This window comes from Streptomyces sp. NPDC058289 (assembly GCF_042880975.1).
GTDB classification, from domain to species: Bacteria; Actinomycetota; Actinomycetes; order Streptomycetales; family Streptomycetaceae; genus Streptomyces; species Streptomyces stoeckheimensis.
This window is the reverse complement of the sequence record NZ_JBHVYI010000044.1, coordinates 1-26,919: the sequence shown is the minus strand read 5'-3', so window position 1 is coordinate 26,919 and position 26,919 is coordinate 1. Positions and strand designations below refer to the sequence as shown.

Annotated in this window: 24 protein-coding genes; 9 read left to right on the top strand and 15 right to left on the bottom strand. The window is 71.6% G+C overall.

Annotation, left to right across the window (positions count from 1 at the left end; genetic code table 11):
* The first annotated feature begins 174 nt into the window (after positions 1–174).
* A complete protein-coding gene (locus ACFVX6_RS22545; RefSeq protein ID WP_389694089.1) occupies positions 175–957 on the top strand; it encodes a tRNA-dependent cyclodipeptide synthase in 783 nt (260 codons plus the stop codon).
* Positions 938–2,176: a cytochrome P450 gene (locus ACFVX6_RS22540; RefSeq protein ID WP_389694087.1), complete on the top strand. Its 1,239-nt coding sequence runs from the start codon at positions 938–940 to the stop codon at positions 2,174–2,176. The genes ACFVX6_RS22545 and ACFVX6_RS22540 overlap by 20 nt, the downstream gene beginning before the upstream one ends.
* Positions 2,177–2,292: 116 nt before the next feature.
* Here the strand turns inward: ACFVX6_RS22540 and ACFVX6_RS22535 are convergent, their stop codons facing one another.
* The 8 genes from ACFVX6_RS22535 to ACFVX6_RS22500 all read right to left on the bottom strand — a co-directional run bounded on the left by ACFVX6_RS22535 (position 2,293) and on the right by ACFVX6_RS22500 (position 12,149).
* Positions 2,293–3,480 (bottom strand): YncE family protein, encoded by a 1,188-nt coding sequence (locus ACFVX6_RS22535; protein WP_389694085.1) that lies wholly within the window; start codon positions 3,478–3,480, stop codon positions 2,293–2,295.
* A complete protein-coding gene (locus ACFVX6_RS22530; RefSeq protein WP_389694083.1) occupies positions 3,477–4,295 on the bottom strand; it encodes a polysaccharide deacetylase family protein in 819 nt (272 codons plus the stop codon). Before ACFVX6_RS22530 ends, ACFVX6_RS22535 begins: the two co-directional genes overlap by 4 nt.
* 387 nt (positions 4,296–4,682) lie before the next feature.
* Complete coding sequence (locus ACFVX6_RS22525) at positions 4,683–5,186, bottom strand: ATP-binding protein (RefSeq protein ID WP_389694081.1); 504 nt, start codon at positions 5,184–5,186, stop codon at positions 4,683–4,685.
* A gap of 247 nt (positions 5,187–5,433) precedes the next feature.
* Complete coding sequence (locus ACFVX6_RS22520) at positions 5,434–6,201, bottom strand: enoyl-CoA hydratase/isomerase family protein (RefSeq protein ID WP_389694079.1); 768 nt, start codon at positions 6,199–6,201, stop codon at positions 5,434–5,436.
* 85 nt (positions 6,202–6,286) lie between these two features.
* Positions 6,287–7,528 (bottom strand): Ig-like domain-containing protein, encoded by a 1,242-nt coding sequence (locus tag ACFVX6_RS22515; protein ID WP_389694077.1) that lies wholly within the window; start codon positions 7,526–7,528, stop codon positions 6,287–6,289.
* A gap of 132 nt (positions 7,529–7,660) precedes the next feature.
* Positions 7,661–8,455 (bottom strand): L,D-transpeptidase family protein, encoded by a 795-nt coding sequence (locus tag ACFVX6_RS22510; RefSeq protein WP_389694075.1) that lies wholly within the window; start codon positions 8,453–8,455, stop codon positions 7,661–7,663.
* 109 nt (positions 8,456–8,564) lie between these two features.
* Positions 8,565–10,775, bottom strand: a complete 2,211-nt coding sequence (locus tag ACFVX6_RS22505) for a choice-of-anchor A family protein (RefSeq protein ID WP_389694073.1) — start codon at positions 10,773–10,775, stop codon at positions 8,565–8,567.
* A 177-nt stretch (positions 10,776–10,952) separates the two neighbouring features.
* Positions 10,953–12,149 carry an Ig-like domain-containing protein gene (locus tag ACFVX6_RS22500; protein ID WP_389694071.1) on the bottom strand — a complete coding sequence of 399 codons (1,197 nt, stop codon included), beginning with the start codon at positions 12,147–12,149 and terminating at the stop codon, positions 10,953–10,955.
* A gap of 402 nt (positions 12,150–12,551) precedes the next feature.
* Between ACFVX6_RS22500 and glgX the strand changes: the two genes are divergently transcribed.
* Entirely contained in the window at positions 12,552–14,744 is a 2,193-nt protein-coding gene (gene glgX, locus ACFVX6_RS22495) for a glycogen debranching protein GlgX (RefSeq protein ID WP_389694161.1), read from the top strand.
* 105 nt (positions 14,745–14,849) lie between these two features.
* A complete protein-coding gene (locus ACFVX6_RS22490) occupies positions 14,850–15,593 on the top strand; it encodes a CDP-alcohol phosphatidyltransferase family protein (protein ID WP_389694069.1) in 744 nt (247 codons plus the stop codon).
* Between the two features lie 76 nt (positions 15,594–15,669).
* On the opposite strand, the gene ACFVX6_RS22485 is transcribed toward ACFVX6_RS22490, so the two are convergent.
* Entirely contained in the window at positions 15,670–16,143 is a 474-nt protein-coding gene (locus ACFVX6_RS22485) for an adenylyltransferase/cytidyltransferase family protein (RefSeq protein ID WP_389694067.1), read from the bottom strand.
* Positions 16,144–16,315: 172 nt separating this feature from the next.
* Here ACFVX6_RS22485 and ACFVX6_RS22480 point away from each other — a divergent pair, with 172 nt between their 5' ends.
* The 3 genes from ACFVX6_RS22480 to ACFVX6_RS22470 are packed head-to-tail and all read left to right on the top strand — an operon-like array spanning position 16,316 to position 20,555.
* Positions 16,316–17,521, top strand: coding sequence for a glycosyltransferase (locus tag ACFVX6_RS22480; RefSeq protein WP_389694159.1), 1,206 nt, complete (start codon positions 16,316–16,318; stop codon positions 17,519–17,521).
* The gene (locus tag ACFVX6_RS22475; protein ID WP_389694065.1) at positions 17,518–19,284 is read left to right on the top strand and encodes a lipopolysaccharide biosynthesis protein; all 1,767 of its coding nucleotides are present in this window, start codon (positions 17,518–17,520) and stop codon (positions 19,282–19,284) included. The genes ACFVX6_RS22480 and ACFVX6_RS22475 overlap by 4 nt, the downstream gene beginning before the upstream one ends.
* Positions 19,281–20,555 carry a hypothetical protein gene (locus ACFVX6_RS22470; RefSeq protein WP_389694063.1) on the top strand — a complete coding sequence of 425 codons (1,275 nt, stop codon included), beginning with the start codon at positions 19,281–19,283 and terminating at the stop codon, positions 20,553–20,555. The genes ACFVX6_RS22475 and ACFVX6_RS22470 overlap by 4 nt, the downstream gene beginning before the upstream one ends.
* 33 nt (positions 20,556–20,588) lie before the next feature.
* Here the strand turns inward: ACFVX6_RS22470 and ACFVX6_RS22465 are convergent, their stop codons facing one another.
* Together ACFVX6_RS22465 and ACFVX6_RS22460 are read right to left on the bottom strand one after the other, a co-directional pair.
* Positions 20,589–21,170 (bottom strand): TetR/AcrR family transcriptional regulator, encoded by a 582-nt coding sequence (locus ACFVX6_RS22465; protein ID WP_389694061.1) that lies wholly within the window; start codon positions 21,168–21,170, stop codon positions 20,589–20,591.
* 90 nt (positions 21,171–21,260) lie between these two features.
* Positions 21,261–22,769, bottom strand: coding sequence for a hypothetical protein (locus ACFVX6_RS22460; RefSeq protein WP_389694059.1), 1,509 nt, complete (start codon positions 22,767–22,769; stop codon positions 21,261–21,263).
* A 111-nt stretch (positions 22,770–22,880) separates the two neighbouring features.
* Here ACFVX6_RS22460 and ACFVX6_RS22455 point away from each other — a divergent pair, with 111 nt between their 5' ends.
* Both ACFVX6_RS22455 and ACFVX6_RS22450 read left to right on the top strand, forming a co-directional pair.
* Positions 22,881–23,420 carry a WcaF family extracellular polysaccharide biosynthesis acetyltransferase gene (locus ACFVX6_RS22455; protein ID WP_389694057.1) on the top strand — a complete coding sequence of 180 codons (540 nt, stop codon included), beginning with the start codon at positions 22,881–22,883 and terminating at the stop codon, positions 23,418–23,420.
* Positions 23,417–24,544, top strand: a complete 1,128-nt coding sequence (locus ACFVX6_RS22450) for a glycosyltransferase (RefSeq protein WP_389694055.1) — start codon at positions 23,417–23,419, stop codon at positions 24,542–24,544. Before ACFVX6_RS22455 ends, ACFVX6_RS22450 begins: the two co-directional genes overlap by 4 nt.
* A gap of 46 nt (positions 24,545–24,590) precedes the next feature.
* Here the strand turns inward: ACFVX6_RS22450 and ACFVX6_RS22445 are convergent, their stop codons facing one another.
* The 4 genes from ACFVX6_RS22445 to ACFVX6_RS22430 form a co-directional block, all read right to left on the bottom strand.
* Positions 24,591–24,989 carry a hypothetical protein gene (locus ACFVX6_RS22445; RefSeq protein ID WP_389694157.1) on the bottom strand — a complete coding sequence of 133 codons (399 nt, stop codon included), beginning with the start codon at positions 24,987–24,989 and terminating at the stop codon, positions 24,591–24,593.
* Between the two features lie 14 nt (positions 24,990–25,003).
* On the bottom strand, positions 25,004–25,480 hold the full coding sequence (locus ACFVX6_RS22440; RefSeq protein WP_389694053.1) for a hypothetical protein: 477 nt from the start codon (positions 25,478–25,480) through the stop codon (positions 25,004–25,006).
* A 104-nt stretch (positions 25,481–25,584) separates the two neighbouring features.
* Entirely contained in the window at positions 25,585–25,797 is a 213-nt protein-coding gene (locus ACFVX6_RS22435; protein WP_250744801.1) for a hypothetical protein, read from the bottom strand.
* 279 nt (positions 25,798–26,076) lie between these two features.
* Positions 26,077–26,760: a hypothetical protein gene (locus tag ACFVX6_RS22430; protein WP_389694051.1), complete on the bottom strand. Its 684-nt coding sequence runs from the start codon at positions 26,758–26,760 to the stop codon at positions 26,077–26,079.
* Positions 26,761–26,919 lie beyond the last annotated feature (159 nt).

Below are 26,919 nucleotides of genomic sequence, written 5' to 3'. Positions count from 1 at the left end.
GAGCGGCAGATAGAAATTCAATTACTCTTCCGTAGTGCGGAAGCGATAATTCCAGCCAACAATTCAAGCCCCCACTTGTCACGCTCCGGGATCACCGCATAACGTAGCGACATTGCCGCCACACCGGGAGCGCAGGGCTCCCAGGGACAAGCGGCAACAAGGGCGATCACACAGGTGACGATCACAGCTGACGCATCATTCGAAGTTCTGCCCTTCACCCGTACTTGCCACCACATCTGGGAAGACGGCGACCATGTGCTCATCGGAGTGAGTCCCGGCAACAGCTACTTCAGCTCCGAGCGCATATCCAGCCTCACCCGATGGGCCACGACCCGCTTCGCACAGGTCGACTTCGTCTACGCAGACCTCCACGTGGACGGGATGTTCGCCGCCTTCGGCTACACCCGGGAACACGCAGAGAAGCGCGCGACGAAGGAAATCAAGGCAGTCCGGCGGAGGATTCTCAAGGGCGTGGAGGAATCAGGACCTCCGAACGCCGAGATCCGAGTGAGGGCACTTTCGGAGTTCCAGACGAACCCCGTCTACCAACTTCTGCACCGACGCGTACTCCATTTCCTGGAGACCGACGACGAATTCCGCAAGGGCTGCGAGGAAATGGCCCTGCACTTTGTCGGCTCCAAGTTGCCGGAAGGTGAATCCATCACCGACGCACAGTTGCAGGTGTGTTTCGATTACATGGCGGCCGAGCTGCCGTTCTTCATCGACACCCCGAGCATTCTCGACGTGCCGTCCTCCGTGGCGGCCTACCACGTCAAGATGCCGATGACCGACGTCCTCTTTGCGCGCGGTGGGGGACTCCGCGCGACGAGGAACCAGGCATACGCCGTGGTACGACCCGAGGCGGCCGAAAACGCTCAGAGCGACCCGAACCACCCGATCACGCACACGCACACCGCACCAACCGAAGGGACCGTCGATGAGCGTCGAGCAGCTTGAGGGCACCGGACGGACCACCGGGCCCCTCATCGACTTCCCGCTCTCGCGGCGCGGTGACGTGCTCCCCGAGGAGTGCACCTGGCTGCGCGAGAAGGCGCCGGTCGCGCAGGTCCGCACCCTCACCGGGGACCCGGCCTGGCTGGTGAGCAGCTACGCGCTGGCCAAGCAGGTGCTGGAGGACGAGCGCTTCAGCCTGAAGGACACGGCCAATGCCGGCGTCCCGCGGCAGTACGCACTGACGATCCCGCCCGAGGTCGTCAACAACATGGGCAACATCAACAGCGCCGGACTGCGCAACGCGGTCATGAAGGCGCTCAACCCGCGCCAGAAGGGCCTGCAGGACTGGCTGCGCGCGAAGGCCGGCGAGCTCATCGACCAGCTCGTCGCCGAAGGGGGGCCCGCCGACCTGCGGGCCGGGTTCGCCGACCCCTTCTCCGCGGCCATGCACTGCCAGGTGCTGGGCGTGCCGTTCGAAGACTGGCGGCGGCTGATGTCGGGGCTGGACGTCGCGTTCATGACCGCTCGCGAGCCGTTCGCCGACTCCGCGCTCAACTGGTACAAGGACGTCGGCTACTTCGAGGAGCAGTTGAAGGCGCAGCTGGCGCTGCCTGCCGAGGAGCGTACGGGGCTCCTCGGCAAGTTCGCCGAGCTGAAGGAACTGGACCCGGAGTCGGCGCACCTCACCGACGACATGTTCGCCACCGTCGCCGTCTCGCTCTTCGGGGCCGGCGCCGTCTCCACCTCCGCGTTCCTGACCCTGGCCGTCCTGGCGCTGCTGCAGAAGCCCGAGCTCATCGGGTACCTGCGCAAGCACCCGGAGCGCATGGGCAAGGCCGTGGACGAGCTGCTCCGCTGGAACCTGTCCGTCGGCGACGGCCTGCCGCGCATCGCGATGGCGGACATCCAGGTCGGGGACGTGCTGGTCAAGGAGGGCGAGCTGGTCCTCGTCCTGCTGGAGGGGGCCAACTTCGACCCGGAGGCCTTCGAGAACCCCGACGAACTGGACCTGGAGCGCGAGAGCTCCAACGCCAACCTCGCCTTCGGCGCCGGCCGGCACTTCTGCCCGGCTTCCGCGCTGGGCCGGGCACACGCCGAGATCGCGCTGGAGGTGCTGGTCGAGCGGCTGCCCGAGCTGCGTCTCGCGGTGCCGGCGGAGAACCTCGTATGGCGGACCGGCTTCATCAAGCGGCTTCCCGAGCGGCTCCCCGTCGCCTGGTGAGGAGGCGTCGGTGAGCCGTTGAGAGTGCCCCGGGAGCTGTGCGAGCTCCCGGGGCACGCCCGTTTCCTGCGCGCTCACGTCATGCGCGCTGCCCGCCCGTGCGCCCGCCTCGTCTCCTACCGGAAGATGCCGGTGTGGCCGAGGGAGTAGCGGCCGGGCTGCGGATAGACGGCGAGGCCGTGCGGTCCGCCGCCCACCGGGATCTTGGCGAGCTGCTTGCCGGTGGTGGTGTCGATGGCGTAGACCTCGGAGTTGTAACGGCCCGAGAGCCACAGCACCTTGCCGTCGGCGGAGACGCCGCCCATGTCGGGGCTGCCGCCGTCGGGCAGCTCCCACTTCTTCGTCAGCTTGTTCTGGGTGAAGTCGAAGACGGAGACGGACCCTTCGCCCCGGTTGGAGACGTACATCTCCTTGGAGTCGCGGCTGACGTACAGGCCGTGGCAGCCCTTTCCGGTGGGCAGCAGCTTGGGGGTCTCGAACTTGTCGCCGCCGAGCACCCACATGCCGTGCGCCATCATGTCCGCGACGTAGAAGGTCTTTCCGTCCGGCGAGACCTTGACGTCCTGCGGCATCGCGCCCTCGAACGGCAGTTTCTGCTGGCCGACGACCTCCATCTTCTCGGTGTCGACCTTGAGCAGTTCACCGGAGAACTCGCAGCTCACGATGAAGTAGCGGCCGTCCGCGGAGAAGTCCGCGTGATTGACGCCGAAACAGGTCACCGGGACGGTTTTCACGCGGTCCATCGTGTGCGGATCGCGGAAGACCAGTTCCTTGTCCATCGAGGCCATGACCACCGCGTACTTGCCGTTGGGCGTGAAGTACAGGTTGTACGGGTCGTGCACCTCGACGGGCTTGCCGGCCTCGCCGGTGGCCGGGTTGATCGGGGTGAGCGTGTGGCCCCGGTTGTTGTTGACCCAGAGGGTCTTCATGTCCCAGGAGGGGACCACGTGCTGGGGCTGGATGCCGACGGGGATGGTGTCGATGACCTTGTACGTGACCGGGTCGATGACGGACACCGTGTTGGAGGAGGTGTTCGGCACGTAGACGCGGGACGGGAAGTCCTTGACCACCGGGGAGAGCTTGTTCGGCCGGTCGGCGGCGTAGACGTCGTTCGGGTCGAGGAGCGGCGGCATTCCGGCCAGGCCCGGCGGCGCCGCCGGCACGACCTTGGCGGGCGCGGCGGGCCCCTTCGTGCCGAGGGCCTCGGCGGGTCCCTTGTCGGCCGCTCCGCAGCCGGCGAGGGCGGCGAGGACCAGACCGGCCAGCAACGCGGTGGCCTTCCGGGGAAGGCGGGTGGTCGTCATGGGGTCAGCAGCTCCGTGGTGGTCACCGCGCGCAGTTTGCGGCGTGCGAGTTCTTCGAGGAGGGGTGGCATCGCGTCGACCGTGTCCGCGTAGCCGAAGTGCAGGCTCACCACCGATCCGCCTTGGATCGGGCCGATGACGGTGCGGATGACGGCCGCCGCACCGGGCGAGGTGAAGTCGAGGGAGTCCACGTCGTACGAGAGGACGTGCGGGTAGCCCGCCCGCTGGGCCAGCTTTCGGACCAGTGGGGTGGCGTACTGCGTCTGGGACGGGCGGAACCAGGTGCCGATGGATCCGGTCAGCCGTTTGAGCCGGTCGGCGCAGCCGGTGATCTCGGCGTACGCCTGCTCCTCGGGCATGGTGTTGATCGCGAGGTGGCGCTGGGTGTGGTTGCCGAGCTCGTGGCCGCCGTCCAGGATCCGGCGGGCCATCTCCGGGTGGGCGTCGAGCCAGGCGCCGATGGCCAGGACGGTGACCCGCGCGCCCGCCCGCTCCGCCTCGGCGAGCACCGCCTTGGCGATGGCGGGGTCGCCGTTGCCGTGGAAGGTGAGCGCGACGCCGGGCCGGCCGCGGGGACCGTGCCCGATCTCCACGGGCTGACCGGCGAACCGGCGCGGGGCGGGGGCCGCCTTGGCCCGGACCGCCGGTTTGTCCGGGGCGGGCTTCGCCGGGACGGCGGGGCCCGGCGGGGCCGTCCCGGAAACGGACGGCCCGGCAGGGGTGCGGGCACCCGTGCCACAGGCGGCGGTGAGGGCGCCGGCGGCGACCGCCGCGCCGGCACGGAGAGCGGATCGGCGGTCCGGGTAGCAGAGCACCCGCCCATTTAAGGGGTGGATGCCCGTGTAGGTATTGATTGACCCAATTCGGGACCTTCGGCCGAACCGGTGCCACCCGGCGACTGTCCGCTATGTGATCAACGATTCACCCAGAGCGGTCGATATTTATTCAATGATTACGAGGCCCGTGGTCCATCTCACCTAAGATTTAGGTAGAAAGTCTTAGGATATGCACACTTATGTCCAACTTGGGACTTTTGGCATTTGGTCCCTCTTCTGCCATAGTCGGAACCACGGCTTCCCGTTGACCCGAGCGAAGTCCCTGCCGAGGATCACACCCCCTTCGATCCTCGGCACACCCATGAAACCCCCGCAGCGCCCCACAACGGCGACAGGGGGTTTCTGGCGTTCCGGGGGTCGGTCCGCTCAGCGGTCGGCCACCCGCATCTCGAACCAGGTGATCTTTCCGCGCGGCAGCAGGTCCGCGCCCCAGCGGTCCGAGAGCTTGTCCACGAGGAAGAGCCCCCGGCCGGTGGTGTCCATCTCGTGCACCGGCATCAGGCAGGGCAGTCCGCGCGAGGGATCGCGCACCTCCACGCGGATCCAGCCGCGCCGCCTGAGCATCCGTAAACCGAAGGAGCGGGCCCCCGTGTGCCGGACGGCGTTGCCCACGAGCTCCGAGACCAGCAGGACCGTGTGCTCGGCGATCTGCGGCGAGAGCCCCCACAGGCGTACGACCACGCACTGCGTGAGCCGGCGGGCCGTGCCGGCCGACTCGGGCATCGAGGGCAGCGTCACTTCCGCCTCGGCCGGGTTTCCGTACAACTCCAGCGCTTTGAGGCCCAGTTCGTCCTCCATGGCCGCAGTGAGCCGTACGGCGGAAGCGCTACTGCGCTGCCGCGGCTGTTCCACACCCTCCAGACCCGCCATGCACCCATCATGGAGGGCCGGTACGGCCGTTCGGGCCGTTCCGCAGGAAAAGACCCCCCGGGATCGTGGACTCCGAGGGGCCGTACTGGCATATGCAAGCGGCAACCCGGAGGCCGCCGTACACCCTTGACCTGCGGTGACGCACCGCGCAACGATGGTCACCCAGAGTGGATCAATGATTCGCCTTAAGGCTGCCTTAAGGCCCTGCTAATCCACCCACAGGGATGATCTACGAGTCTGACGAGAGCTACGAGAACTTCGCCTTGCCCGGCCCCTCCTCGACGAAGCTGCGCATCCCGCGCTCGCGGTCCTCGGTGGCGAACAGGCCCGCGAACCAGCCCCGTTCGATGGTCAGCCCGGTGTCGATGTCGGTCTCCAGCCCCGCGTCCACGCACTCCTTGGCGGCGCGCAGCGCGAGGGCCGGGCCCTGCGCCAGCTTCGCGGCCCACGCGTACGCCTGCTCGTAGACCTCGGCGGCCGGGACGATGCGGTCCACGAGGCCGAGGGTCAGCGCCTCGTCGGCCTTGACCATGCGGCCGGTGAAGATGAGGTCCTTGGCCTTGGAGGGGCCGATCAGCCGGGACAGCCGCTGGGTGCCGCCCGCGCCGGGGATCAGCCCGAGCAGGATCTCGGGCTGGCCGAGTTTCGCGTTGTCGGCGGCGATCCGGTAGTCCGCGCACAGGGCCAGCTCGCAGCCGCCGCCCAGGGCGTAACCGGTGACGGCCGCGACCACGGGCTTGGGGATCCGGGCCACGGCGGTGAAGGCGTCCTGCAGTCCGCGGGACCGGGCGACCATGGCCGCGTGGTCCATCGTCTGCATCTCCTTGATGTCCGCGCCGGCCGCGAACACCTTCTCGCCGCCGTAGATGACGACCGTACGGACGTCGGCCCGGTCGGTCGCCTCGACGGCGAGCTCGCGCAGCCGGTCCTGGGTGGCGATGTCCAGGGCGTTCATGGGCGGCCGGTCCAGCCGGATGACGCCGACGCCTTCGGAGACTTCGAGAGAGATGGTCATACGGGAAGGTTAGCGCCGGTTAACGCAAGGTGGCCCGGTGCTGTGGGTCACAGCACCGGGCCACCCGACTACGTACCGACCGGGGTTACTTGATCCACTCCGCCCAGTCCATGTTCCAGCCGTTGAGGCCGTTGTCGGGGGCGACGATCTTGTCCTTGGAGTTCTTCACGATGACCACGTCGCCGATCAGCGACTCGTTGAAGAACCAGGCGGCGGGCTGGCTGCCGTCACCGGCGCCGCGGACGTCCTTGAGGCCCACGCAGCCGTGACTGACGTTCTCGGAGCCGAACGTGCCCGAGGAGGCCCAGTAGTTGCCGTGGACGAAGGTGCCGGAGGTGGTCAGCCGCATCGCGTGCGGGACGTCGGAGATGTCGTACTCCCCGCCGAAGCCGACGGTGGCGCCGTTCATCCGGGTCACCTTGTACTTCTCGCTGATGACCATCTGCCCGTTGTACGTGGTGTTCGCGGGGGCACCGGCGGTGATCGGGATGTTCTTGATCTCCGCGCCGTCGCGGACCACGCTCATCTGGTGCTCGGCGGCGTCGACCGTGGTGACCTGGGAGCGACCGACCTTGAAGGTGACCGTACGGGTCTGCTTGCCGTAGACCCCCGGGCGGCCTTCGACTCCGTCGAGCGCGAGCTTCAGGGTGACCGTGGTGCCCGCGGCCCAGTACTTCTCGGGGCGGAAGTCCAGGCGGTCGTTGCCGAACCAGTGGCCCTCGACCGGGACGGCCGGCTCGGCGGTCACCGTGATGGCCTTCTCGACGGCCTCGGGGTTGGTGATGCCGCGGGAGAAGTTGATCGAGACCGGCATGCCCACGCCGACCGTCGACCCGTCTTCGGGCGTGTACTGGCCGATGAAGGTGTTGGCGGGCGTGAGGGTGGTGAAGGTGGTGTCCTTCGCGGACTCGCGGCCGGCCTCGTCCTTGGCCACCGCGTGCACCTTGTACTCGGTGGCGGAGGCGAGGTTGCGGGCGGGCTCCCAGCTCGCGCCGTCCTCGGCGAGCTTGCCCTCCACCGCGTTGCCCTTCGTGTCGGCGACCGTCACCGTGGTGAGCTTGCCGCCGGTGCTGGTTATCTTGAGGATGCCGCTGGTCGCGACCTCCTTGGCCCCGTCGTCCGGCTTGACGCTCACGACGGCCTTCGACGCCTCGGTACCGGTCGTGCCGGTACCCCCGTCTCCGCCACCGCTCCCGCCGGCGCCGCCCCCGTTGCCCCCACCGCTGCACGCGCTGGTGAACAGCAGGGCCGCGCCCAGCAGGAGGGCCGGCAGGCCTGTGCGGGCGCGGCCGCGTATCGGCTGCAGGTTCACTCTCGTTCTCCCCATGTCCCCCGCGCGCGGACAGTCGCGCGCTTATCGCCAGGAAATCACATGGGGGATCACGAGACAGTACGGTCGTGTCACCGTTCCGTCCCAAGAGTGGCCCGCGCGCGGGGAGTCGGCCCTCCGCGCCGGGAGTCAGCCCTCCGTGCCGGGCTTGGTGCCCCAGACGTAGACGGCGTCGCCCTCGGTGAGCAGGTCCCACAGGCGCCGCGCGGCGGGAACGGTGAGGTTGACGCAGCCGGCCGAGCCGCCGTGGGCGTACAGGTTGCCGGGGCGGCCGTGCAGGGCCTGGCCCTCGTCGAAGAACTGGGCGTAGGGCATCGGGGAGTCGGCGTAGAGCGTGGACACGTGGTCCTCGCTGCGCCAGTAGATCTCGTGCCAGCCGGGACGGGTCTCCTCGTCGTCGCGTCCGGTGCGGACGGGCACGGGCGGGAAGACCACCGTGCGGCCGCGCTGCACCCACAGGATCTGGCGCTCCAGGTCCACGCAGGTCACCCGGTGCGAACGGACCGGGCAGTCGCCGGCGACGTTGGGGTTCTTACGGGCGGCGACCGCGACCATGGTCCGGAAGGTGACCAGCCCGGCGTAGCCGTTGGCGGGCCGGATCCCGTTGGCCCGCTGGAAGGTGCGGATCGCCTCGCAGTCCCCGGCGTCCTGCGTCCCGTCGGCCTTGCGGCCCACGTGGCCTTCCAGCTCGCGCTGGTAGGGCCCGGTCCCGGCGGTGCAGGTTTCCGCGGCCGGGGACGGGGCCGGAGACGGGGCTGCGGCCTGGGCTGCGTCCGGGGACGACGGGGCCGGGGACGACGGGGCCGGGGACGGGGCCGCCATTGCTGCGGGCGGCGGGGCGAGGGCGGCCGCCGCGAGGATCGCGGCCGTTGCGGCCGCCCTGCCGATCGCACCGATCGCGCCTGCCACGTCCCCTGTGGTCATACGGGCCTCCTCGCGCCCGCCGGCCGGGCCGTCGGCTCCGAGCCAACCGGATCCGCCCGACCCCGGCGCGCCGGGTGGGCCGGCAGGGTCACCGGCCCACCCGGGCGGCCTATGCGCGCGGCCGCTTCGAATCCTTGCCCTTGCCGCCCTTGTCCTTGTCCTTGCCCTTGCCGCCCTTGCCGTGGTCGGCGCGCTTGTTCTCCAGGGTGACCACCAGGCGGTGGTCCGGGGTGTTCTCGTCCAGGTGGAGCGGACCCGTGACCCGGTTGCGCGGGAGGGCGTAGCCCTCCGGTACGGCCGTTTCGACCACGTAGTACCAGCCCTCCTCCAGGCCCGGGAACGCGCACTCCCCGGCCCGGTCGGTCGCGCAGCCCGCCGTCACCTTGCGGTCGGGGTTGATGCCGCGCGTCTGGAGGCCGCTGGTGCTGTTGGTCTCCTTCCACACCTCGAAGACCGCCCCGCGCAGCGGGCGCTTCGTCTTCGCGTCCTTCTTCAGGACCTCGATCGACCCCTCGTAGCCGGGGTCCTCGGTCCGCTCGTCCGTGACGCCGACGACGAGGCCCGTCGTCGCGTGGCCCGCGTCGAGGTCGAACGGCGTGACCGGGTCCGCCGGCAGGTCGTAGCCGGCCGGTGCCTGCGTCTCCCGCCAGTAGTACCGCTCGCCGACCGGGAGCTGGACCGTGCAGCTTCCCTGCGCGTCGGTGGTGCAGGACCCGGCGAGCTGCTCGTCGGGGCGCGTTCCGTCGGTCTGCAGGCCCGTACGGTCGTTGGCCTCGCGCCACAGCTCGAAGCGGGCGCCGGACAGCAGCGCCCCGCCGTCCGCGTCGGACTTGCGCAGCACCACCTGGGCACTGCCGGGAAGCTTCGCGTTGCTCATGCTCGCGCTCGCGCCGGCGGCGGCGTTCCGCTCCGTCAGCGTCAGTTCGACGACGGGGTTCTCCGCGAGCCGGTAGCCGTCCGGAGCCTGCGTCTCGCGCCAGTAGTACGTGCCGAGGGGGACGGTGCGGGAGCAGATGCCGCTCGCCGGCGTCACGCAGTCGTCGACCTTGGTGTCCCCGCCGGGGCTCGTGAACTGGGCTCCCGGGGTGCCGTTGGTCTCATGCCACAACTCGTACGTGGCCCCGGCCAGCGGGTTGTCCGCGTCGTCCTGCTTGGTGACGGAGACGTTGCCCGTGACCGGGCCCGGGGGCTGGTTCCCGCAGTCCGGCAGGTCGCCGTCGAAGGGGTACGCGTGGAACTCCTGGCCGCCGCCCGCGGTGCTGGTGTGGACGAGCTCGCCGGTGGTGAAGAAGCGGCCGTTGGTCCCGGGCAGGGTGACGGTGGTGCGCGAGGCCTGCTCGCCGACGAGCACGCTGCCCTGGAACTGCCCGGTGCCGACCAGCTGGACGGTGGTGGCGTCGGGGAAGTTCCACAGCAGCCGGGTGCGGTAGCCGTTCCAGGGGTCGGCGCCGGGCCCGACGTCGTTGATGCTTCCGCCGTAGGTGCTGAACGTACGACTGGCGCCCAGGACGTTGACCAGGACGGTGGCGTCGGCCGGGATCCGCTCGAAGCGGATGCCGATGGCACCGCCGGTCGGGCCCGCCAGGTCGAAGTTCACGTTGAAGACCTGGAGGGGGGAGGCGTTGTCCCCGGTGAAGACGGCGGCGCCGTCCTGGATGACGGCGGTGCCCGTGGCCGGGCGCGGGCTGCCGTCGACCCGGGCGTAGCAGCGGCTGGCCGAGGTGAGCTGGTCGCGCAGGCCGGCGTACGGGGTGATCGCGGCGGGGTCGGCCACCAGCGGGCCGGTGACGGTGCCGGGCCCGGGGGCGGTGCCCGCGTGGCGGACGACGCCGCCGTCCGAGATCAGCTGCTGCCGGGCGGCGATGGTGACGTTGCGGCCGGTGGTGAGGAAGTCCGAACCGGCCGGGGGCCGCACGAGCGAGCCCGCCCCGACGATGCCGATGTTGTACCCGCCGCCGGTGGCCGCCAGGTTCTTGTTCTGGTCGAAGCTGCCGAGGACGACGACCTTGCCCTCGGCCTCGGCGGCGCGCTCGCGGACGAGGAAGTCGGCTCCGACGAAGATGTTGATGCCCTCGTCGTAGCCGTTGGGTTCGGTGTCGACCTCGATCGGCGGGAACGGGTCGGGGCACCGGGCTCCCAGGCAGGGACCGAGCCCGCCCGGCAGCGGGGCCCGCAGGGCGGCGGCATGCCCGGCCGGCGCCGGCTGCTGTCCGCCGGGGCCCGGCGCGGCCGGCGCCGCGAGGGCCGCCGGGGCGCCTGCGGCCAGTACGGCCCCGAGGGCGAGCCCCAGGGGCCCGAGGGTCCACTTCCTTGCTGACATGACGCTCCGTCCGTTGCCCGCCGCCGCGTGCGTGCAGGCCCGTACAGGCTGGCGGCGGGCTCCGGCGAGCCGGGCGGACCGACACTCCCCCGCTACGGCATTCCGGTACGACAATCACTCGACTGGGGTGTCGGGTGCAGGGAACGGCAGGTGAGGGGAAGGGCCGGTGACGGCTGGTCAGCCGAGGGCGGAGCCGGCGACCCAGGTGGGCCAGGACATGTTCCAGCCGCCCAGCCCGTTGTCCGGGGCGACCGTCTTGTCCTGCGAGTTCACGACCTCCACCACGTCGCCGACCAGGGTCCGGTCGAAGAACCAGCCGGCCGGGGTGTCCGAGCCGCCGCCCTTGTTGTCGCGCAGTCCGATGCAGCCGTGGCTGACGTTGGTGGAGCCGAAGGTGTCCGGGCTCGCCCAGTAGTTGCCGTGCAGGAAGGTCCCGGAGCGGGTGAGGCGGATGGCGTGCGGGACGTCGGGGATGTCGTACTCGCCGCCGAAGCCGACGGTCTGCCCGTTCATCCGGGTGACGTCGAAGAGCTCCATCACCACCATCTTCCCGTTGTAGGTCATGTTCTTCGGCGCCCCCGCGGTGATCGGCACGGTGGACAGCAGCTCGCCGTCGCGCCGGACCTCCATGGTGTGCGCGGCCGCGTCGACGGTGGAGATCTGGGAGCGGCCGACGGTGAAGCGCAGGGTCTTGTCCTGGATCCCGTAGGAGCCGGGGGCGCCCTCGACGTCCCGCAGGCCGATCTTCACCGTGACCTCGGTGCCGGGCTTCCAGTAGGTCTTGGGCCGGAAGTCGAGGCGCTCGTCGCCGAACCAGTGGCCCACCACCTCCACGGCCGGGTCGGAAGTGATCGTGATGGCCCGCTCCACGTCGGCGCGGCGTTCGATGGACCTGCTGAACCCGAAGGAGATGATCATGCCGGTGCCGACGGTCGAGCGGTTCTCGGGCTTGAAGTAGCCGATGAACCGCTCCTCGGGAACGTAGGTGGTGAAGGTGGTGTGCCGGGCCTGGCGGCGGTTGTGCCCGTCGAGCGCGACCGCGTCGACGGTGTACTTGGCCGCGAGCGCGAGCCGGCCCGACGCCGGGTCGGGGCTCCAGCTGAGCCCGTCGACGGCGATGGCGCCGGGGACCGTCTCCTGCTGGGCGTCCTCCACCTTGGTGACCACGACCCGCTCCAGGCGGCCCTCGGGCACGGTGATCCTCAGCGGCCCCTCGGCCGGCACCCCCTTGGCGTTGTCGTCGGGGGTGATCCTGATCGCCTCGTCCGGTGACCGGGGTTTGCCGGGCAGCTGGATCTCGATCGGGGAGCCGCCGTTCTCGGTGCATCCGGCCAGGCCTCCGAGGAGGCCCGCCCATACCGCCACGGCGGCCAAGCCCGCCCCTGCCCGCCTCGTCAGAAGAGTCACGTTCCTCCAACGACCGGGCCCCTCCGGGGGAAACGTGGGCGCGGCCCACGTTCCAGGCAGGACAGTCCGGGCAGAACAGTGGGAAGGACCAGACGGGGGCGGGCCTCGGCAGGGACGCCGGGGCCGCAGTTCCCCCACCCCCGCAGGTACCGAGAGCCGTGGAGGCGGGCAGTGTCGAGCGCAGCCGAGCAAGAGGCGGTGGAAGCCGTCGCGGGGACCGGACATCCGAACGGGACGGGCCACCCCGACGTGACCGGACACCCCGACGGAACGGGACACCCCAACGGAACCGGAAACGGGAACGGCGACGGGACCGGAAACGGGAACGGGGCGTTGAACGGGGCGTCGAACGGCAAGGTCAGAGCCCATGTGGCGGCGGTACGGGAGCGGACCCTCCCCGGACCGCCCGTGTGGCCCGGCTCCTCGCATCCGCTGGGGGCCCGGTTCCACCAGGGGCCGGGCGGCACGGTGGGGACCAACTTCGCGCTGTGGGCCCAGGGCGCGGAGGCGGTGGAGGTCTGCCTCTTCGCGGAGGACGGGTCCGAGAGCCGCTGCGCGCTGACGGAGCTGACCCACGAGATCTGGCACGGCTTCCTGCCGGGGGTGCGCCCCGGGCAGCGGTACGGATTCCGGGTGCACGGGCGCTGGGACCCGTGGACGGGGGCCCGCCACAATCCGGCGAAACTGCTCCTGGACCCGTACGCGCGGGCCGTGGACGGGGACTTCCTGCTGCCGCCGGAGGTGTACGGGCACGTCCGCGACTGGCCGCAGCAGTACATCGCGGACACCGTGCGCGACGACCGCGACTCGGCGCCGCACGTCCCGAAGGGGGTCGTGGTCCACGATGACGACGACTGGGCGGACGACGTCCGACCGAAGACCCCGTGGGCCGATTCGGTCATCTACGAACTGCACGTGCGCGGCTTCACGATGCGCCATCCCGGCATCCCCGAGCACCTGCGGGGCACGTACGCGGGCCTCGCCCACCCGGCGGCGATCGAGCACCTGACCGGGCTCGGGGTGACGGCGGTGGAACTGCTGCCGGTCCATCAGTTCGCCCACGAGGACCACCTGCTGCGCCGGGGCCTGCGCAACTACTGGGGCTACAACTCGGTCGGCTACTTCGCCCCGCACGCGGCGTACTCCTCGAGCGGTACGGCCGGCCAGCAGGTCGGCGAGTTCAAGCGGATGGTCAAGGCGCTGCACGCCGCGGGGATCGAGGTCATCCTCGACGTGGTCTACAACCACACGGCGGAGGCCGGCGAGCTGGGCCCGACGCTGTCGCTGCGCGGGATCGACAACCGGGCGTACTACCGGCTCCAGTCGGACCAGCGCCGGTACGCGGACTACACCGGCTGCGGCAACACCCTGCACGCCGGGCGGCCGCACGTGCTGCGCCTGATCACCGACTCGCTGCGGTACTGGGTGACGGAGATGGGGGTGGACGGCTTCCGTTTCGACCTGGCGGCGGCGCTGGCCCGCTCGATGCACGACGTGGACATGCTCTCGCCGTTCCTCGCGGTGATCGCCCAGGATCCGGTGCTGCGGCGGGTGAAGCTGATCGCCGAGCCGTGGGACGTGGGCTCGGGCGGGTACCAGGTGGGGGCGTTCCCGCCGCTGTGGACGGAGTGGAACGACCGGTACCGGGACGCCGTGCGGGACTTCTGGCGCGGCGCCCTGCCCGACGTACGGGACCTCGGGTACCGGCTGTCGGGATCGAGCGACCTGTACGCCTGGGGCGGGCGGCGGCCGTACGCCTCGGTCAACTTCATCACCGCGCACGACGGTTTCACCCTGCGCGACCTGGTGTCGTACGAGTCCAAGCACAACGAGGAGAACGGCGAGGCGGGACGGGACGGGACCAATGACAACCGGTCCTGGAACTGCGGGGTCGAGGGCGAGCCCGAGGAGGGCACGGATCCGCGGATCGCGGCGCTGCGCCGGCGGCAGCTGCGCAACCTGCTGACCACGCTGCTGCTGTCGACCGGAGTGCCCATGCTGGTGGCGGGCGACGAGTTCGGCCGGACGCAGGGCGGCAACAACAACGCGTACTGCCAGGACAACGAGACGAGCTGGGTGGACTGGTCGCTGCTGGAGGACCCGTCCTGGCAGGCGCTGCTGGCGCTGGCCCGGCGGCTGCTGGCGTTGCGCCGGGCCCATCCGGTGCTGCGGCGGCGGGCGTTCTTCTCGGGACGCTCGCAGGGGGCGGACGGGCTGCGGGACCTGGCCTGGTTCACCCCGGCGGGGATGGAGATGACCGAACGGGACTGGTACGCCCCGGCCGGGTCGGTGGGCCTGTACCTGTCGGGGCAGGACATCCCGGGCCGTGACGAGCGCGGGCGGCAGGTCACGGACGACAGCTTCCTGGCGCTGCTGCACGCCGGGGACCGGCCGGTGGCGTGGATGCTGCCGGGGGCGCCGTGGGGACGCGCGTACGAACTGGTCCTGGACACCTCCCGGGAGGACCAGGCGGCGGCGCCCGCCACCGTGCACCGCGGGGGCGAGAGGGTGACCGTCCCGGCCCGTGCGGTACTGCTGCTGAAGGTGGTGGGCCCGGCCTGATCCGAAAGACACGCCCTGAGCCGGTCGGGAGCCCTCGGGACACCCTGCGATGATGTGGCCTTCGTACGCACGCACGCATATACGGATGTTCGAGGGGTTGTGTCGATGGCGAGTGTCGGGACCGCGTTGCGGGAGCTGCGCGGGGCGCAGAAGTCGGCCAAGGGGGTGTCGCTCTACTCCCGGTTCGTCAACCGGCCCGTCGGACGGTACCTGGCCGCCGGGTCGTACGCGCTCGGGCTCACCCCGAACCAGGTGACGCTGATCAGCGCCGCCCTGAGCTTCGCGGGCGCGGCCGCCGTCGCCCTGGTCTCGCCCTCGTGGGGGCTGGGGATCGCGGTGTGGGCCCTGCTCGCCGTCGGGTTCGCCTTCGACTCCGCCGACGGGCAGCTCGCCCGGCTCCGCGGGGGCGGCAGCGCGTCGGGCGAGTGGCTGGACCACGTCGTGGACTGCGCGAAGCTCACCGCGCTGCACACCTGCGTGCTGATCGCCTTCTACCGCTTCCCCGAGTCCTACGGGATCGCCGGCGGGTCGGACGGAGCCGCCTCGGCCGGCTGGCTGCTGGTGCCCCTGGGCTTCCAGCTCGCCGCGGTCGTGACCTTCTTCGGGGGGCTGCTGACGGAGAAGCTCAAGCCGAAGCCGGCGCCGGGGAGCGCGGCCCCCGCGCCGTCGACCCTGCGCGCGGTGGCGCTGCTACCCGTGGACTACGGGGTGTTCTGCGTGGTGTTCCTGCTCCTCGGCGGCAGCGGCGTGTTCCGCTGGGCCTACGCCGGGGCGGGTGTGATGGCCGCGCTGTTCCTGGTGGCGTTCCTCGCGAAGTGGTACCGGGAACTCAGCGCCGTACCGAAGTGACCGGGGTCGGCGCCCGCCGCCGGGCCGCGGCCGGGTCGGCCGCCCGGCCGACCGCCCGGCCCTGCCGTCGCGCCGCTCAGCCCCGCTGTTCCGTGGCGAGCGGTTCCGACAGCACGTCCAGAGCCCGGCGCAGCTGGGTGCTCGAGGTGTGGACCGTGTACGGGAAGTAGACGACCTCGACCCCGTGCACGGCGAAGTCCCTTTCCAGCTGGTCGCCCTTGGGGGTGCCGCGCCAGTCGTCGCCCTTGAATATGACGTCGAACCGGACCTGCTTCCACGTTTCGACCTTGTCCGGAACGGTCTCGACGACAGCGGCGTCCACGTACTGCACGCTGCGCACGATCTCCAGCCGCTCGACGAGCGGGATCACCGGGCGCCGCCCCTTGGCGAGTTCCGCCATCTCGTCGGACACGACACCGGCCACCAGGTAGTCGCACTGACTCCGTGCGTGGCGAAGGATGTTGAGGTGTCCGATATGGAACAGATCGTAGGCACCCGGTGCATAGCCGATGCGGTGCGGCCTACGTCCAGGCTCGGCAAATTCCGACATGTCCTGCTCCGTCACGTGTTATCCCCCAGAAGCCGCACACCCCGGTGTGGCGGATTAGCAGACAATAGCGTGCACGTTCCCCGTGTTGCCGGTGAACGAATAGGGTGACGTGCGCATCATCCTGGTGAGAGGGGGACGTCCAGTGTCGAAATCCGGTCAGCGACGCCTACTGCTGGTTTCCACGAATTACGCCCCCGAGCACACGGGCATCGGCCCGTACGCCACCCAGATCGCGGAGCACTGGGCGGATATCGGTCACGAGACCCATGTCCTGGCGGGCATGCCCCACTACCCGGCCTGGTCCGTCGAGCCGGAGTACAAGGGAGCGCTACGGCGCACGGAACAGCGCGCGGGTGTCACCGTGCACCGGCGCGCGCACACCGTTCCCCCGCGCCAAACCGCCCTCCGTCGGGCCCTTTTCGAAGGATCGATTCTGCTGCACGGCTCCGTGGCCCCGCCGCGGATGGCGAAGCCGGACGCGGTCCTCGCCCAGATGCCGAGCCTGGCCGGCGGCCTGGTGGCCGCCCGTCTCGCGGCACGCTGGAAGGTCCCCTTCGTCCCGGTCGTCCAGGACCTGATGGGCGCCGCCGCCGCGCAGAGCGGGATCAGCGGCGGGGACAAGGCGGCCGCGTTCGCCGGGCGGGCCGAGGCCCACGCCCTGAAGCGGGCCTCCCTGGTCGGTGTGATCCACGAGACCTTCGTCGACCGGGTCGTCGGCATGGGCGTGGACCCCGAGCGGATCCGGCTCGTCCCCAACTGGTCCCACGTGGCGCTGCCCACCAAGCCGCGCGGACGGACCCGCCACCACCTCGGGTGGGCTCCCGACCAGACCGTCGTCCTGCACTCCGGGAACATGGGGCTCAAGCAGGGGCTGGAGGTCCTCGTCGGCGCCGCCCGGCTGGACCCGAGCGTCCGTTTCGTGCTGATGGGCGACGGAAGCCAGCGCTCCGCCCTCGCCGACCTGGCGGCCGATGTTCCCAATCTCGACATCATCCCCCCTGCCGCCGACGGCGAGTTCCCGGATATCCTCGCCGCGGCGGACGTGCTCGCGGTCACGCAGCACGCCGCCGTGATGGACATGAGCGTGCCGTCCAAGCTGACCTCGTACTTCCAGGCCGGCCGTCCCGTCGTCGCCTCCGTCGCGGCGCTGGGCGGGACCGCCCAGGAAGTGGAACGCTCGGGCGCCGGGGTGCTCGTACCGCCGGAGAACCCGGAGGCCCTGCTGAAGGCCGTACGGGCGCTGGCCGAGGACCCCGCGGGCGCGGACGCGCTGGGGGCGGCAGGTCCGCGCCACGTGGCGGCGCACCTGAGCCGTGAGGCGGGCCTCGCCCGCATCGACGCACTGATGGACGAAGCACTTGGGGGTCCCCGGCCGTGATCGAGACCAACCGCCCGGCCGCGGCTCCGGCCGAGGACGAACCGGACCTGCTCCGGGACCAGTTCCGCCAGCTCCTGCGCTACCGCCGGCTCATCGGCGCGGGCGTGGGCATCGGCCTGCTCGGCGGGGTCTACCTCGGCGTCTCCACGGCGGACACCTACGTGGCCACCGCCGACATCGTGCTGCGCGCACCCACCGACGACCCCTTCAACCCGAGCCTCGCCCCCGACAAGGCGATCAACATCGGCTCCGAGCGGCAGGTCGCGCTCTCCAGCTCCATAGCCAACGAGGCCGCGAAGAAGCTCGGGGTCTCGCCCACCGACTTCTCGGCCCTGCGCGCCGGTCTGCAGGTGACCAACCCCCCGCAGACGATGGTGCTGCGCTTCACCTACACCGCCTCCTCCCCCGCCGAGGCCGCCAAGCGCGCCAACGCGATGACCGAGGCCTACCTGCTCAAGCGGCAGGAGGCCCTCGACGTCACCCGCGACAAGATGGTCAAGGGCTACCAGGAGCAGCGCGATCCGGTGGCCAAGCAGCTCGAAGACCTGTCCAAGCAGATCACCGGCATGCCGGCCGGTCCCGCGCGGGACGCCGCGTACTCCGCCAAGACCGACCAGCAGAGCAAGATCAACACCCTCAACGGCAACATCGCCAAGCTCCAGGCCCTGGACATGACCCCGGGCCGGGTCACCAGCTCCGCCGTCCCGCCGCACGGGGCCGACGGCCCCGGACTGCCCATGTCGCTCGCGCTCGGCGCGGCCGTGGGCCTCGCCCTGGGCCTGCTCGGCGCCTGGGTGCGCCTCGTCTTCGACCCGGCTCCGCGCTCCGAGGGCGACGTCGCCCGGGCCCTGCGCGCGCCCGTACTGGGTTCCCTGCCGCGCGGCAAGGCCGACGGCGGGCCGCTGCTCGCGGCGGGCGAGGAAGACCCCCGGCTGGCCGAGGAGTTCCGCTCGGTGGCCTTCCGGCTCGCCTATGACGCCCGCTTCGCCGACCGGCGCCGCCTCCTCGTGGTCGCCCCGCGCGGCAGCAGCGAGATCGCCGCCGCCGTGGCGGTGAACCTGGCCGCCTCCTTCGCGGAGACCGGCAAGGACGTGCTCCTCATCGAGGCCGACCTGCGCACCCCGGTGCTGGCCAGCCAACTGCCCACCGACGCCGCGGGCCGGCCGCGCTGGAGCCAGTCGCAGGGCGGCGCCGGCGCGCAGCACGGGGACACCGAGTGGCCCGACGGCCGCCAGCTCCTCGTGGATGCCGGGGAATCGGGCACCTTCGACCTGATCCCGGGCGAGCGGGTCCGCAACGTGCCCCGCGCACTGACCTCGCAGCGGGCCTCCCGGCTGATCTCCGAGGCCGACTCCCCCAACTCCACCGTCGTGGTGCTCGCCCCGCCCGTGCTCTCGTACGCCGACGCCCTCGCACTCGTCGACCGCGTCGACGGCGTCCTGGTGGTCTGCAACCCCGGCGCGGTGCGCCGCACCGACCTCTCCCGCATCCGCGAGCTGATCAGCGGGGCCGGCGGCACGGTGCTGGGCGCCGTACTGCACGCGCCGCTGCCGGGCGAGAAGAAGCGCGGCCTCGGCCGGGCCCCCAAGGGCGGCGGCCCCGCCGCCGAGGAGCCCCGGCCCGCGCCACCCGCGCCCTCGCCCGGTTCGCGGGAACCGCAGCCGATCCCGTACGAGGTGGCTGCCGCCGACGCCGCCCAGCACATCCCGGGCGACGGCACCGACACGGTCGCCCTGCGTACGGTCCGTACGGGCCGGCGGTGAGCCGGCGCGGCCTCGCGGCGGTCGCCTCGGTACTGGACCAGGCCGCGTCCAGCGCCACGAACATCCTGGTCCTGGTGCTGGCCGCCCGGCTCTCCTCGGCGGCCGGCTTCGCCGACTTCACGATGGTCTACGTGACCTTCACCGTGCTGCTCGGCCTGAACATGGCCTACGTCGGCCAGACCCTGGTGCTGGAGAAGGACGACCCGGGCTCTGCCCGTCTCGCCACGGCCTGCCGCTCGGGCCTCGCCTTCACCGGCGCCGCCTCGGTCGCGGCGGGAGCCGTACTGGCCCTCCTGGGGCTGCTGTTGCCCGGGGACATGCGGCCGACCGGGGCGGCGTTCCTCGCGCTGGGACTCGTACTGCCCCTCGTGCTGCTTCAGGACGGGCTGCGCTACTGCTTCTCCGCCCTGCGGGCGCCCGAGCGGGCGCTGGCCGCCGATGCGCTGCGCCTCGCCTGCGTGGTGACGGCGCTGCTGCTCCAGCCCGAAGGCGCCCCGGCCTGGCGGCTGGTGCTGGTGTGGGGCCTCTCCGCGCTGCCCGCGCTCGCGCTCGGCCTGTGGCTGCTGCGGCCCTCGCTGCGGGGCGCCGCAGGCGGCGCCATTGACCTGCGCCCGTACCTGCGGCGCGGGTACCTGGGGCAGCGGTTCGTGGTCGAGTTCGCCGTGGGCAACGGCTCCAGCCAGCTCGCCGTCCTGGGGCTCGGCGTCTTCGCGACCCCGCTGGCCGTGGGCGCGCTGCGCGGCGCCACCACCCTCTTCGGGCCGCTGAACGTGCTGTTCAACTCCGCGAGCTCCTTCGGCCCGCCGGTCGTCGGCCGGGCGTCGGGGAAGCGGGGCGTGGTCCGGCTGACCGCCCTGATGGGCGGCGCGCTCGCGGTGACCGGCGCCGCGTGGGGAGCCGTGCTCTACGCGCTGCCGGAGCGGGCCGGCCGCGAACTGCTCGGCGACACCTGGCAGGCGGCGGCCGCGCTGCTGCCCGCGACCGGCGCCCAGTACGCCGTCATGGGGCTCGGCACCTGTGCGCTGCTGACCCTGCGGGTGCTGAACCCGAAGGCCACCCTCTCGCTCCAGGTGGTCTTCTCGCTGCTGTCGGTCGGGCTGCTGCTGGGCGGGTACGCCGTCTGGGGCGTGGCCGGGGCCGCCTGGGGCCTCGCCCTCGGCTCCGCCTCGAAGGCCGCGGCGGGCTGGCTGCGCGTGGCCCGACTGCCGGCCTCCGCACCGGAACCCGAACCGGCCGCCGCGGGCCCCTCGGACCAGGTCCGGGCGGCTTGAAGCCTGAGGCCTGAGGCCTGCCTGCTCCCCGGGTCAGGCCGGGGTGTCGCCGAAGCCCGCTTCGATCAGGGCGAACAGTTCCCGCATGGCCTGGCGCTGGTCCTCCTGACCGCGAATGAGGCTCGCGGTGTCCATCACGAAGCGGGCCAGCGCGGCGGACCTGAGGTCGCCTTCGGGAGCGCCGGCCGCCTCCGCGATGGCGGCGGCGAGCGCGAACTCGTGGCGCCGCCACATCCGGTCCCAGTATTCCTGCAGCTCCGGCGTCTCCCGGACCAGGCCGATGTGCGCGATCACCGCCGGGTCGTCGATCCGCCGGCTCGACCGGGTCTCCACGAAGTGCTCGCGCAGGGAGTGCAGGACCGACTGCCCGGGCGCGCGGTCCCGTACCGCCGAGACGAGCGCGGCCTCGATGTCCTCGTCCTCGTCGAAGACCAGGGCTTCCTTGCTCGGGAAGTGCTTGAACAGCGTGGTCACCGAGACGTCGGCCGCCTCCGCCACGTCACGGACGCCGACCTTGTCGTACCCGTGCTCCAGGAACAGGCTCAGCGCGGCATCGGCCAGGGCCTTGCGGGTCTGGGCCTTCTTGCGCTCACGGCGCCCCACGGTCTCGGTCATGACACCACTGTACCGGCGGTGCGTATTCGGTGCACAAGTTGAGTGGATGCACTTATGGAGCGATGGCGCACCCTCACGTTCGCCCGCACATCAGCGCAGGGCGGTGGCCTTGTCCTGCCGGTACGTGGCCACGAGCGCCAGGCACATCCCCGCGATGGCGATCCGGCCCGAGGCCTGGAGCAGCGGCCCGCGCAGCAGGATGAAGGAGTACCCCGCGACCAGCGGGACCACCGTGGAGATCAGACTGCCGGGCGGCGAGCTGCGCCGGGCGCGCTTCGCGTAACGCCGGTCGACGCGGGCGGAGGCGTACCCCATCCCCAGGAGCCCCGCCCCCATGCCCAGCGGTCCGAAGTCGATCCACAGCTCGGCCCAGATCGGCGAGGAGAGGTTGGTGTTGACCGTGCCCATCCACTGGCCGACCATCACGCCGGTGTCGCGCGCCTTGCCCGGCCACACCGAGCGCGGCACCGCGAAGAAGACCGATCCCGCGAGCTGGCGCCCGTAGGAATGGCCGGGACCGGATTCGGCGAAGGTGATGGTGTTCGCGAACATGCCGATCTGGTCGTAGTCCTTGAGCGCCATGGGCTCCAGGAACGAGGTCGTCTCGACCGGCTTGTAGTTCTTCTCGTCGTAGCGGAAGCGGTCCGCGAACGGGAAGACCAGCAGGGCGATCACCACGGCCATGGACAGCGCCACCCGGTACATCGCGGCGCTCACCGGGAAAACGGTGAAGAGCATCGCGAACATGACCGTGAGGAACCAGTAGCGCGGGTTGGAGATCGGGTTGTTGACGATCAGGTTGAGGACCATGAGCGCCGACCAGGTGACGATGATCGACACCTTGCGGCGGGCGAACTTCGAGGTGATCAGCCAGCGCGTGTACAGCAGCAGGGCCAACAGCGCGGGGACCGTGCCGAATCCGCGCAGCAGGGCCTGCCCGGCCTGGCCGTCCTGGGAGACGCCCGCCTCCTCGATGCCCGCGATGATCTCCTGGCGGCTGGAGAAGAACACCGCCGGACCGCCGAGCTTCACGATCAGGGCCGCCCCGCCCAGGAACGCCACGCCGGTCAGCACGTAGAGGCGCCTGCGGTGCGCCATGACCGGGCGCGGCTCCTTCAGCGAACCGCCCGCGCGGCCGGCCGGCCGGTGCCGGGCCAGCAGCACGCCCACGTCGAAGGCGGCGCAGCCGAGCAGCACCAGGCCGATGGCGGCGGTGAGGTCGGAGCGCGGACCGACGACGGGGGTCGGGACCTGGCCGAGCACGGCCTGCGCGAGGGGGGCCACGCCCATGGCCATGTAGACGAAGAGCCAGAAGGAGCCCTGGAGCAGCTTGCGGCGGCTGGTCAGGACCATCGCCGAGAGTCGGGCGCCCGCGTACATGGTGAGCAGGAGCTGGAGCCAGAAGGCGGCATCGTGCTGGCCGGCGCCGGGCTGCACGGCGACGAAGAGGGGCAGGAAGACGGTGAACCCGAGGGCCAGCGGCACGGAGAGCGCCCGCGAGAGCAGGGTCCGCGGCGTGGTGACCCGGCCCCAGGTCTTCTCTTCGCCCGGCAGTGGCGGCGCCGGCCTGGCGGCGGTCCCGCGTATGTCGATCGCCACGCTTGCCCCCACCCCCTGTGCCTGATCCGGGCGCAGTCTAGTCTGAGCGATCGGCGCCCGGGGAGGCGCCTTCGAAGGCGCCGTCGGGGGCCGCAGTGCGAGGGGGTGCCTGTGCGTGATCTTCCTGCATTCACGCTGGCCGGATACGACAAGGGGCGCGGGCGGCTGACGCAGGCGCTCTGGTTCGCCGTGATGAACACGCTCTTCATGAGCTGGCTGTGCCCCGCGCGGCTGCGGGTCGCGCTGCTGCGCGCCTTCGGGGCGCAGATCGGCGAAGGGGTGCTGATCCGCCACCGGGTCCGGGTGCTGTGGCCCTGGAAGCTGACCGTGGGCGACCACGCGTGGATCGGCGAGGGCGCCTGGATACTCAACCTGGAGCCCGTCACGATCGGTGCGCACGCCTGCGTCTCGCAGGAGGCACTGCTGTGCACCGGCTCGCACGACCACCGGGCCGCCGACTTCCGCTACCGCAACGCGCCGGTCACCGTCGAGGACGGCGCGTGGGTGGCGGTACGGGCCACCGTGCTGGCCGGGGTGACCATCGGCCGGTGCGCGGTCGCCGGCGCCGGGTCCGTGGTCCACAAGGACCTCCCCGCGCTGACCCTGCAGACCCAGGACGGGCACCGCCGCCCGGTCGAGGAGCCGAAATGAACGCCCCTTTCAGAGTCCTGCACGCCGTCACCCTGCACTCCCCCACGCACGCCTTCGGCGGGCCCGTACGGGTCGCGCTGAACCTGGCCAAGGGGCTGCGGGCCCGCGGTCACGAGGCGAACCTGCTGGCGCTGGGCGAAGGCTTCCCGGAGCCCTGGCCCACCTCGGTGGAAGGGGTCCCGGCGAAGCTCTTCCCCGCCCGGCGCCTGCTCCCCCTCGGCTTCAGCGGGATGACCTCGCCTGCCCTGCTCGCCTCCGCGGGCCGCCTGGTGCGGGGCGCCGACGTGGTCCACGTCCACCTGGCGCGGGACCTGGTCACCCTGCCCGTCGCCCTGGCGGCGCTGCGGGCCGGCACACCGCTGGTCCTGCAGACCCACGGCATGGTCGACCCGAGCGGGAAGCTACTGGCCAAGGTGCTGGACGCGGTGGCGGTACGCCGCCTGCTGCGCCGCGCCGACGCGCTCCTGTACCTCACCCCGCACGAGCGCGAAGGCCTCGACACGGTGGCCGGGGCCCCCCTCCCGAACGCCGTCCGGCTGGTCAACGGCACCCCGGCCCAAGAGGAGCGCCCCGCCCCGTCCGGACCCCCGCGGATCCTCTACTCGGCCCGACTGCAGGCCCGCAAACGCCCGGTGGACTTCGTGGACGCCGCCCCGGCCGTCCTGGCGGTGCACCCGGACGCGGAGTTCGTGGTGGCCGGCCCGGACGAGGGCGAACTCGCGGCGGTGCGCGCCCGGATCACGGAGCTGGGCCTCTCCTCCCGCTTCACGGTCCCGGGCGCGCTGTCCGGCACCGAGGTCCTGACGGAGCTGCGCCGCGCCCACGTCTACGTACTCCCCTCGGTGGAGGAGCCGTTCCCGATGTCGGTCCTGGAGGCCCTGTCGGTGGGCGTCCCCTCGGTGGTGACCCACTCCAACGGCCTGGCCCGCGACATCGCCCGCGCGGGCGCGGGCCGCGCGGTAGACCCGGGCCCGGCGGGCGTCGCGGAAGCGATCCTGTCCCTCCTGGACCCGGCCGAGAACACCACGACCTCGAAGTCCGCCCGCGAACTGGCCTCGTCCGCCTTCTCGATGGACACGGTCCTGGACACGCTGCTACGGGTCTACGAGGACATCTCCCACTGAGGAGGCCGGCCCGCGCGCACCAACAGGGCGTCGGGTCGCTGGGCCCTCAGGCCCGGGCGGCCGGGTCCCGCTTGTCCTCGACGTGGACGACGCGAAGATCGGTGCCGTCCTGATGGCGCTTGGCGCGCCCGCACAGGCCGACGGCGAGCTCCGACGGGTCTCCCACCTCATCGGGGCCGACGTAGGTGAGGACGTCGTTGTGGTGGCCGGTGACGACCCACCCCTCGGTGTCCTTCAGATCGATCACCCCGAAGTCTCCTGCCGAGGATCCGGCATGCACCGGGCCGAACCCCTTCAGGATGTCCGTGGCCTGTTCGGCAAGCTCTCCGTCCGGAGCGGTCAGCACGACACACGTGCCCTGCTCGAACAGCACCCACGATGCGCGAGGGTTGACGAGGATCCGCTGCCAGACGGCTATCAGCATCTCGGTGTTCACGGCCGCCATCATGCCTCAGAGCTCTACGGACGGGCTGCGAGATTTCGAGCCACGGCCATGACCTCGGCATCGACTTCGTCCGTGGTCCTGTCGCCGTACTCGAGGGTCTCGTACTCGTCGTCGAGCTGGGCGAGCCGCTCGGTCAGGGGGAGCGCGTGGCCGTAGCGGCGGTGGATTCGGAGCGTGAACTCCGACGGTGTGAACTCGCCGGCGAGCATGCGGCGTGCGAGCGCCGGGACCGCGGCTTCACGGCCGGCCTCGCCGTCGAGCGGGTAGAAGGTGAGGCCGAGCTCGTGGAGTGCCGCGGGGAGCAGGTCGTGGACGTCGTAGTCCGCCTCGGCGCGCGTGCAGGCGGCGAGGACTCGGAGGCCGGGGGTGTCGAGTCCGGCGACCAGCGCGTCGCAGGCGGCGCCGACGACATCGCTCCCGCTGACTTCGCCGACGCTCCAGAGGGCGACATGGTCCTGTAGGGCGATCGCTGCTGCTTCGGTCGGCGTCATCGGCCCATGGTGCCTTCGCGGCCCGTACGGGTCGAGTCGGTTTCACCGAAGGTGCTGTTCAGCGGTCCGTTCCGCACTGCCGCCGGCCGGCTCCGCGCCCCGGTTCAGAGGCCGCGGCGGGTTTCGTCGACCACCGGGAGGGCGCCGACGCGGCGGCGCTTGAGGACGCTCGCGTAGACCGCGAGGCCGATGGCGCCCGCGACCATCATGATGACCCCGACCAGGTCGAGGTTGACGCTCTGCAGCTGCCAGTCGCTCGCGAAGGTGAGGATGGCCCCCACCACGATCAGGCCTATGCAACCGCTGATGCCCCTCATGGAATTCGCCTCCAGCATCGTGGACGGGGTGCAGCCCCGCCCTGTGGAGGCTCGGATGCCCCCGATGCGGGAACGAAAACGCCTCCGCGGCGCGGAGGTTCGGGCGGCGGGGGCGTGACGCCCGGGCCGCGCGGGCCACCGCCGGACGGAGTCCGGCGCAGCGCGTCGAAGCCGGGGAGGCCCTCCAGGGCCGAGCCGCGCGAGGGGCGCGTCGGGAAGAGGGGCCGCCCCCGCGGCCCGGGGGTTCGGACGGCGGGGGCGTTTGCGGTCGGCTCGGGCTTACGCCGGAATCCAGGCGTAGCAGCCGTTCGAGACGAACTGGGCCGTGCCGGCCGGGATCTTGGCGGTGATCTTGTCGCCCGGCTTCAGCGGGGTCTCCGGGCCCGAGGCGAGGGCGGCGCCGTCCTTGCCCTTGGCCTCCCAGGTGCACGTCGTGCTCTGGGTCAGCGCGCGGTAGCTGCCCGCCGCCGGGGATTCCTTCGTACCGTCCGGGAAGCCCTTCGCCGACGCGTCGAGGACCGGCTTCTGCTCCGGGCAGAGGAAGGTGATCGCGTCCTTCGCGCCCGGGATCTCCCCGGCGACGAGGGCGCCGACCGCCGCGTCCTTGTCCCGCTTCGCCGTGCGCTCCACCCGCTGGCAGGCCTCCTGGCCGCTCTGCAGGACGGCGGCCGGGTCCATCTTCTCCGGGACCCTGCCGCTCAGGTACTGCTTCTGCGGCGCGGTGAAGCTGCCCGTCTTCGGGACGAGCTTCGCGTCCGGCAGGACGGGACCCGTCGGCTTCGCGTCCGGCGAGGCCGGCGCCGGGGCGTCCGTGGCGTCGGCCGGGTCGGGGGCCGACGAGGCGGCCGGCGGCTTGGGCGAGGCGGCCGAGGCTTCGGCCTTGCCGTCGCCGCCCGAACTGCAGGCCGTCAGCGTCAGGGCGGCGGCGAGCAGGACGGCGGCCGCTGCGGAGCGTCGGTACATGAGGTGGCTCCCGTACGTATGAGATGGGTGTGCGGGGCCCGGCCGGCGGATCGGCCGGGCCCCGCCCTCCCTGAAGAGGGTTCTTAGCCCCGAAGGTGAGGGTGAGCGGCGGCTTTGCGTGCAACGGCGGGGGAAGCCACGACCCAAACAACCACCGGT

What these genes read in the sequence shown, in the direction of transcription:
- ACFVX6_RS22540 (WP_389694087.1), top strand. Translation starts at nt 938, where the DNA reads ATGAGCGTCGAGCAGCTTGAGGGCACCGGACGGACCACCGGGCCCCTC.
- ACFVX6_RS22535 (WP_389694085.1), bottom strand. Translation starts at nt 3,480, where the DNA reads ATGACGACCACCCGCCTTCCCCGGAAGGCCACCGCGTTGCTGGCCGGT.
- ACFVX6_RS22525 (WP_389694081.1), bottom strand. Translation starts at nt 5,186, where the DNA reads ATGGCGGGTCTGGAGGGTGTGGAACAGCCGCGGCAGCGCAGTAGCGCT.
- ACFVX6_RS22520 (WP_389694079.1), bottom strand. Translation starts at nt 6,201, where the DNA reads ATGACCATCTCTCTCGAAGTCTCCGAAGGCGTCGGCGTCATCCGGCTG.
- ACFVX6_RS22515 (WP_389694077.1), bottom strand. Translation starts at nt 7,528, where the DNA reads ATGGGGAGAACGAGAGTGAACCTGCAGCCGATACGCGGCCGCGCCCGC.
- ACFVX6_RS22510 (WP_389694075.1), bottom strand. Translation starts at nt 8,455, where the DNA reads ATGACCACAGGGGACGTGGCAGGCGCGATCGGTGCGATCGGCAGGGCG.
- ACFVX6_RS22505 (WP_389694073.1), bottom strand. Translation starts at nt 10,775, where the DNA reads ATGTCAGCAAGGAAGTGGACCCTCGGGCCCCTGGGGCTCGCCCTCGGG.
- ACFVX6_RS22490 (WP_389694069.1), top strand. Translation starts at nt 14,850, where the DNA reads ATGGCGAGTGTCGGGACCGCGTTGCGGGAGCTGCGCGGGGCGCAGAAG.
- ACFVX6_RS22485 (WP_389694067.1), bottom strand. Translation starts at nt 16,143, where the DNA reads ATGTCGGAATTTGCCGAGCCTGGACGTAGGCCGCACCGCATCGGCTAT.
- ACFVX6_RS22465 (WP_389694061.1), bottom strand. Translation starts at nt 21,170, where the DNA reads ATGACCGAGACCGTGGGGCGCCGTGAGCGCAAGAAGGCCCAGACCCGC.
- ACFVX6_RS22450 (WP_389694055.1), top strand. Translation starts at nt 23,417, where the DNA reads ATGAACGCCCCTTTCAGAGTCCTGCACGCCGTCACCCTGCACTCCCCC.
- ACFVX6_RS22445 (WP_389694157.1), bottom strand. Translation starts at nt 24,989, where the DNA reads ATGGCGGCCGTGAACACCGAGATGCTGATAGCCGTCTGGCAGCGGATC.
- ACFVX6_RS22440 (WP_389694053.1), bottom strand. Translation starts at nt 25,480, where the DNA reads ATGACGCCGACCGAAGCAGCAGCGATCGCCCTACAGGACCATGTCGCC.
- ACFVX6_RS22435 (WP_250744801.1), bottom strand. Translation starts at nt 25,797, where the DNA reads ATGAGGGGCATCAGCGGTTGCATAGGCCTGATCGTGGTGGGGGCCATC.
- ACFVX6_RS22430 (WP_389694051.1), bottom strand. Translation starts at nt 26,760, where the DNA reads ATGTACCGACGCTCCGCAGCGGCCGCCGTCCTGCTCGCCGCCGCCCTG.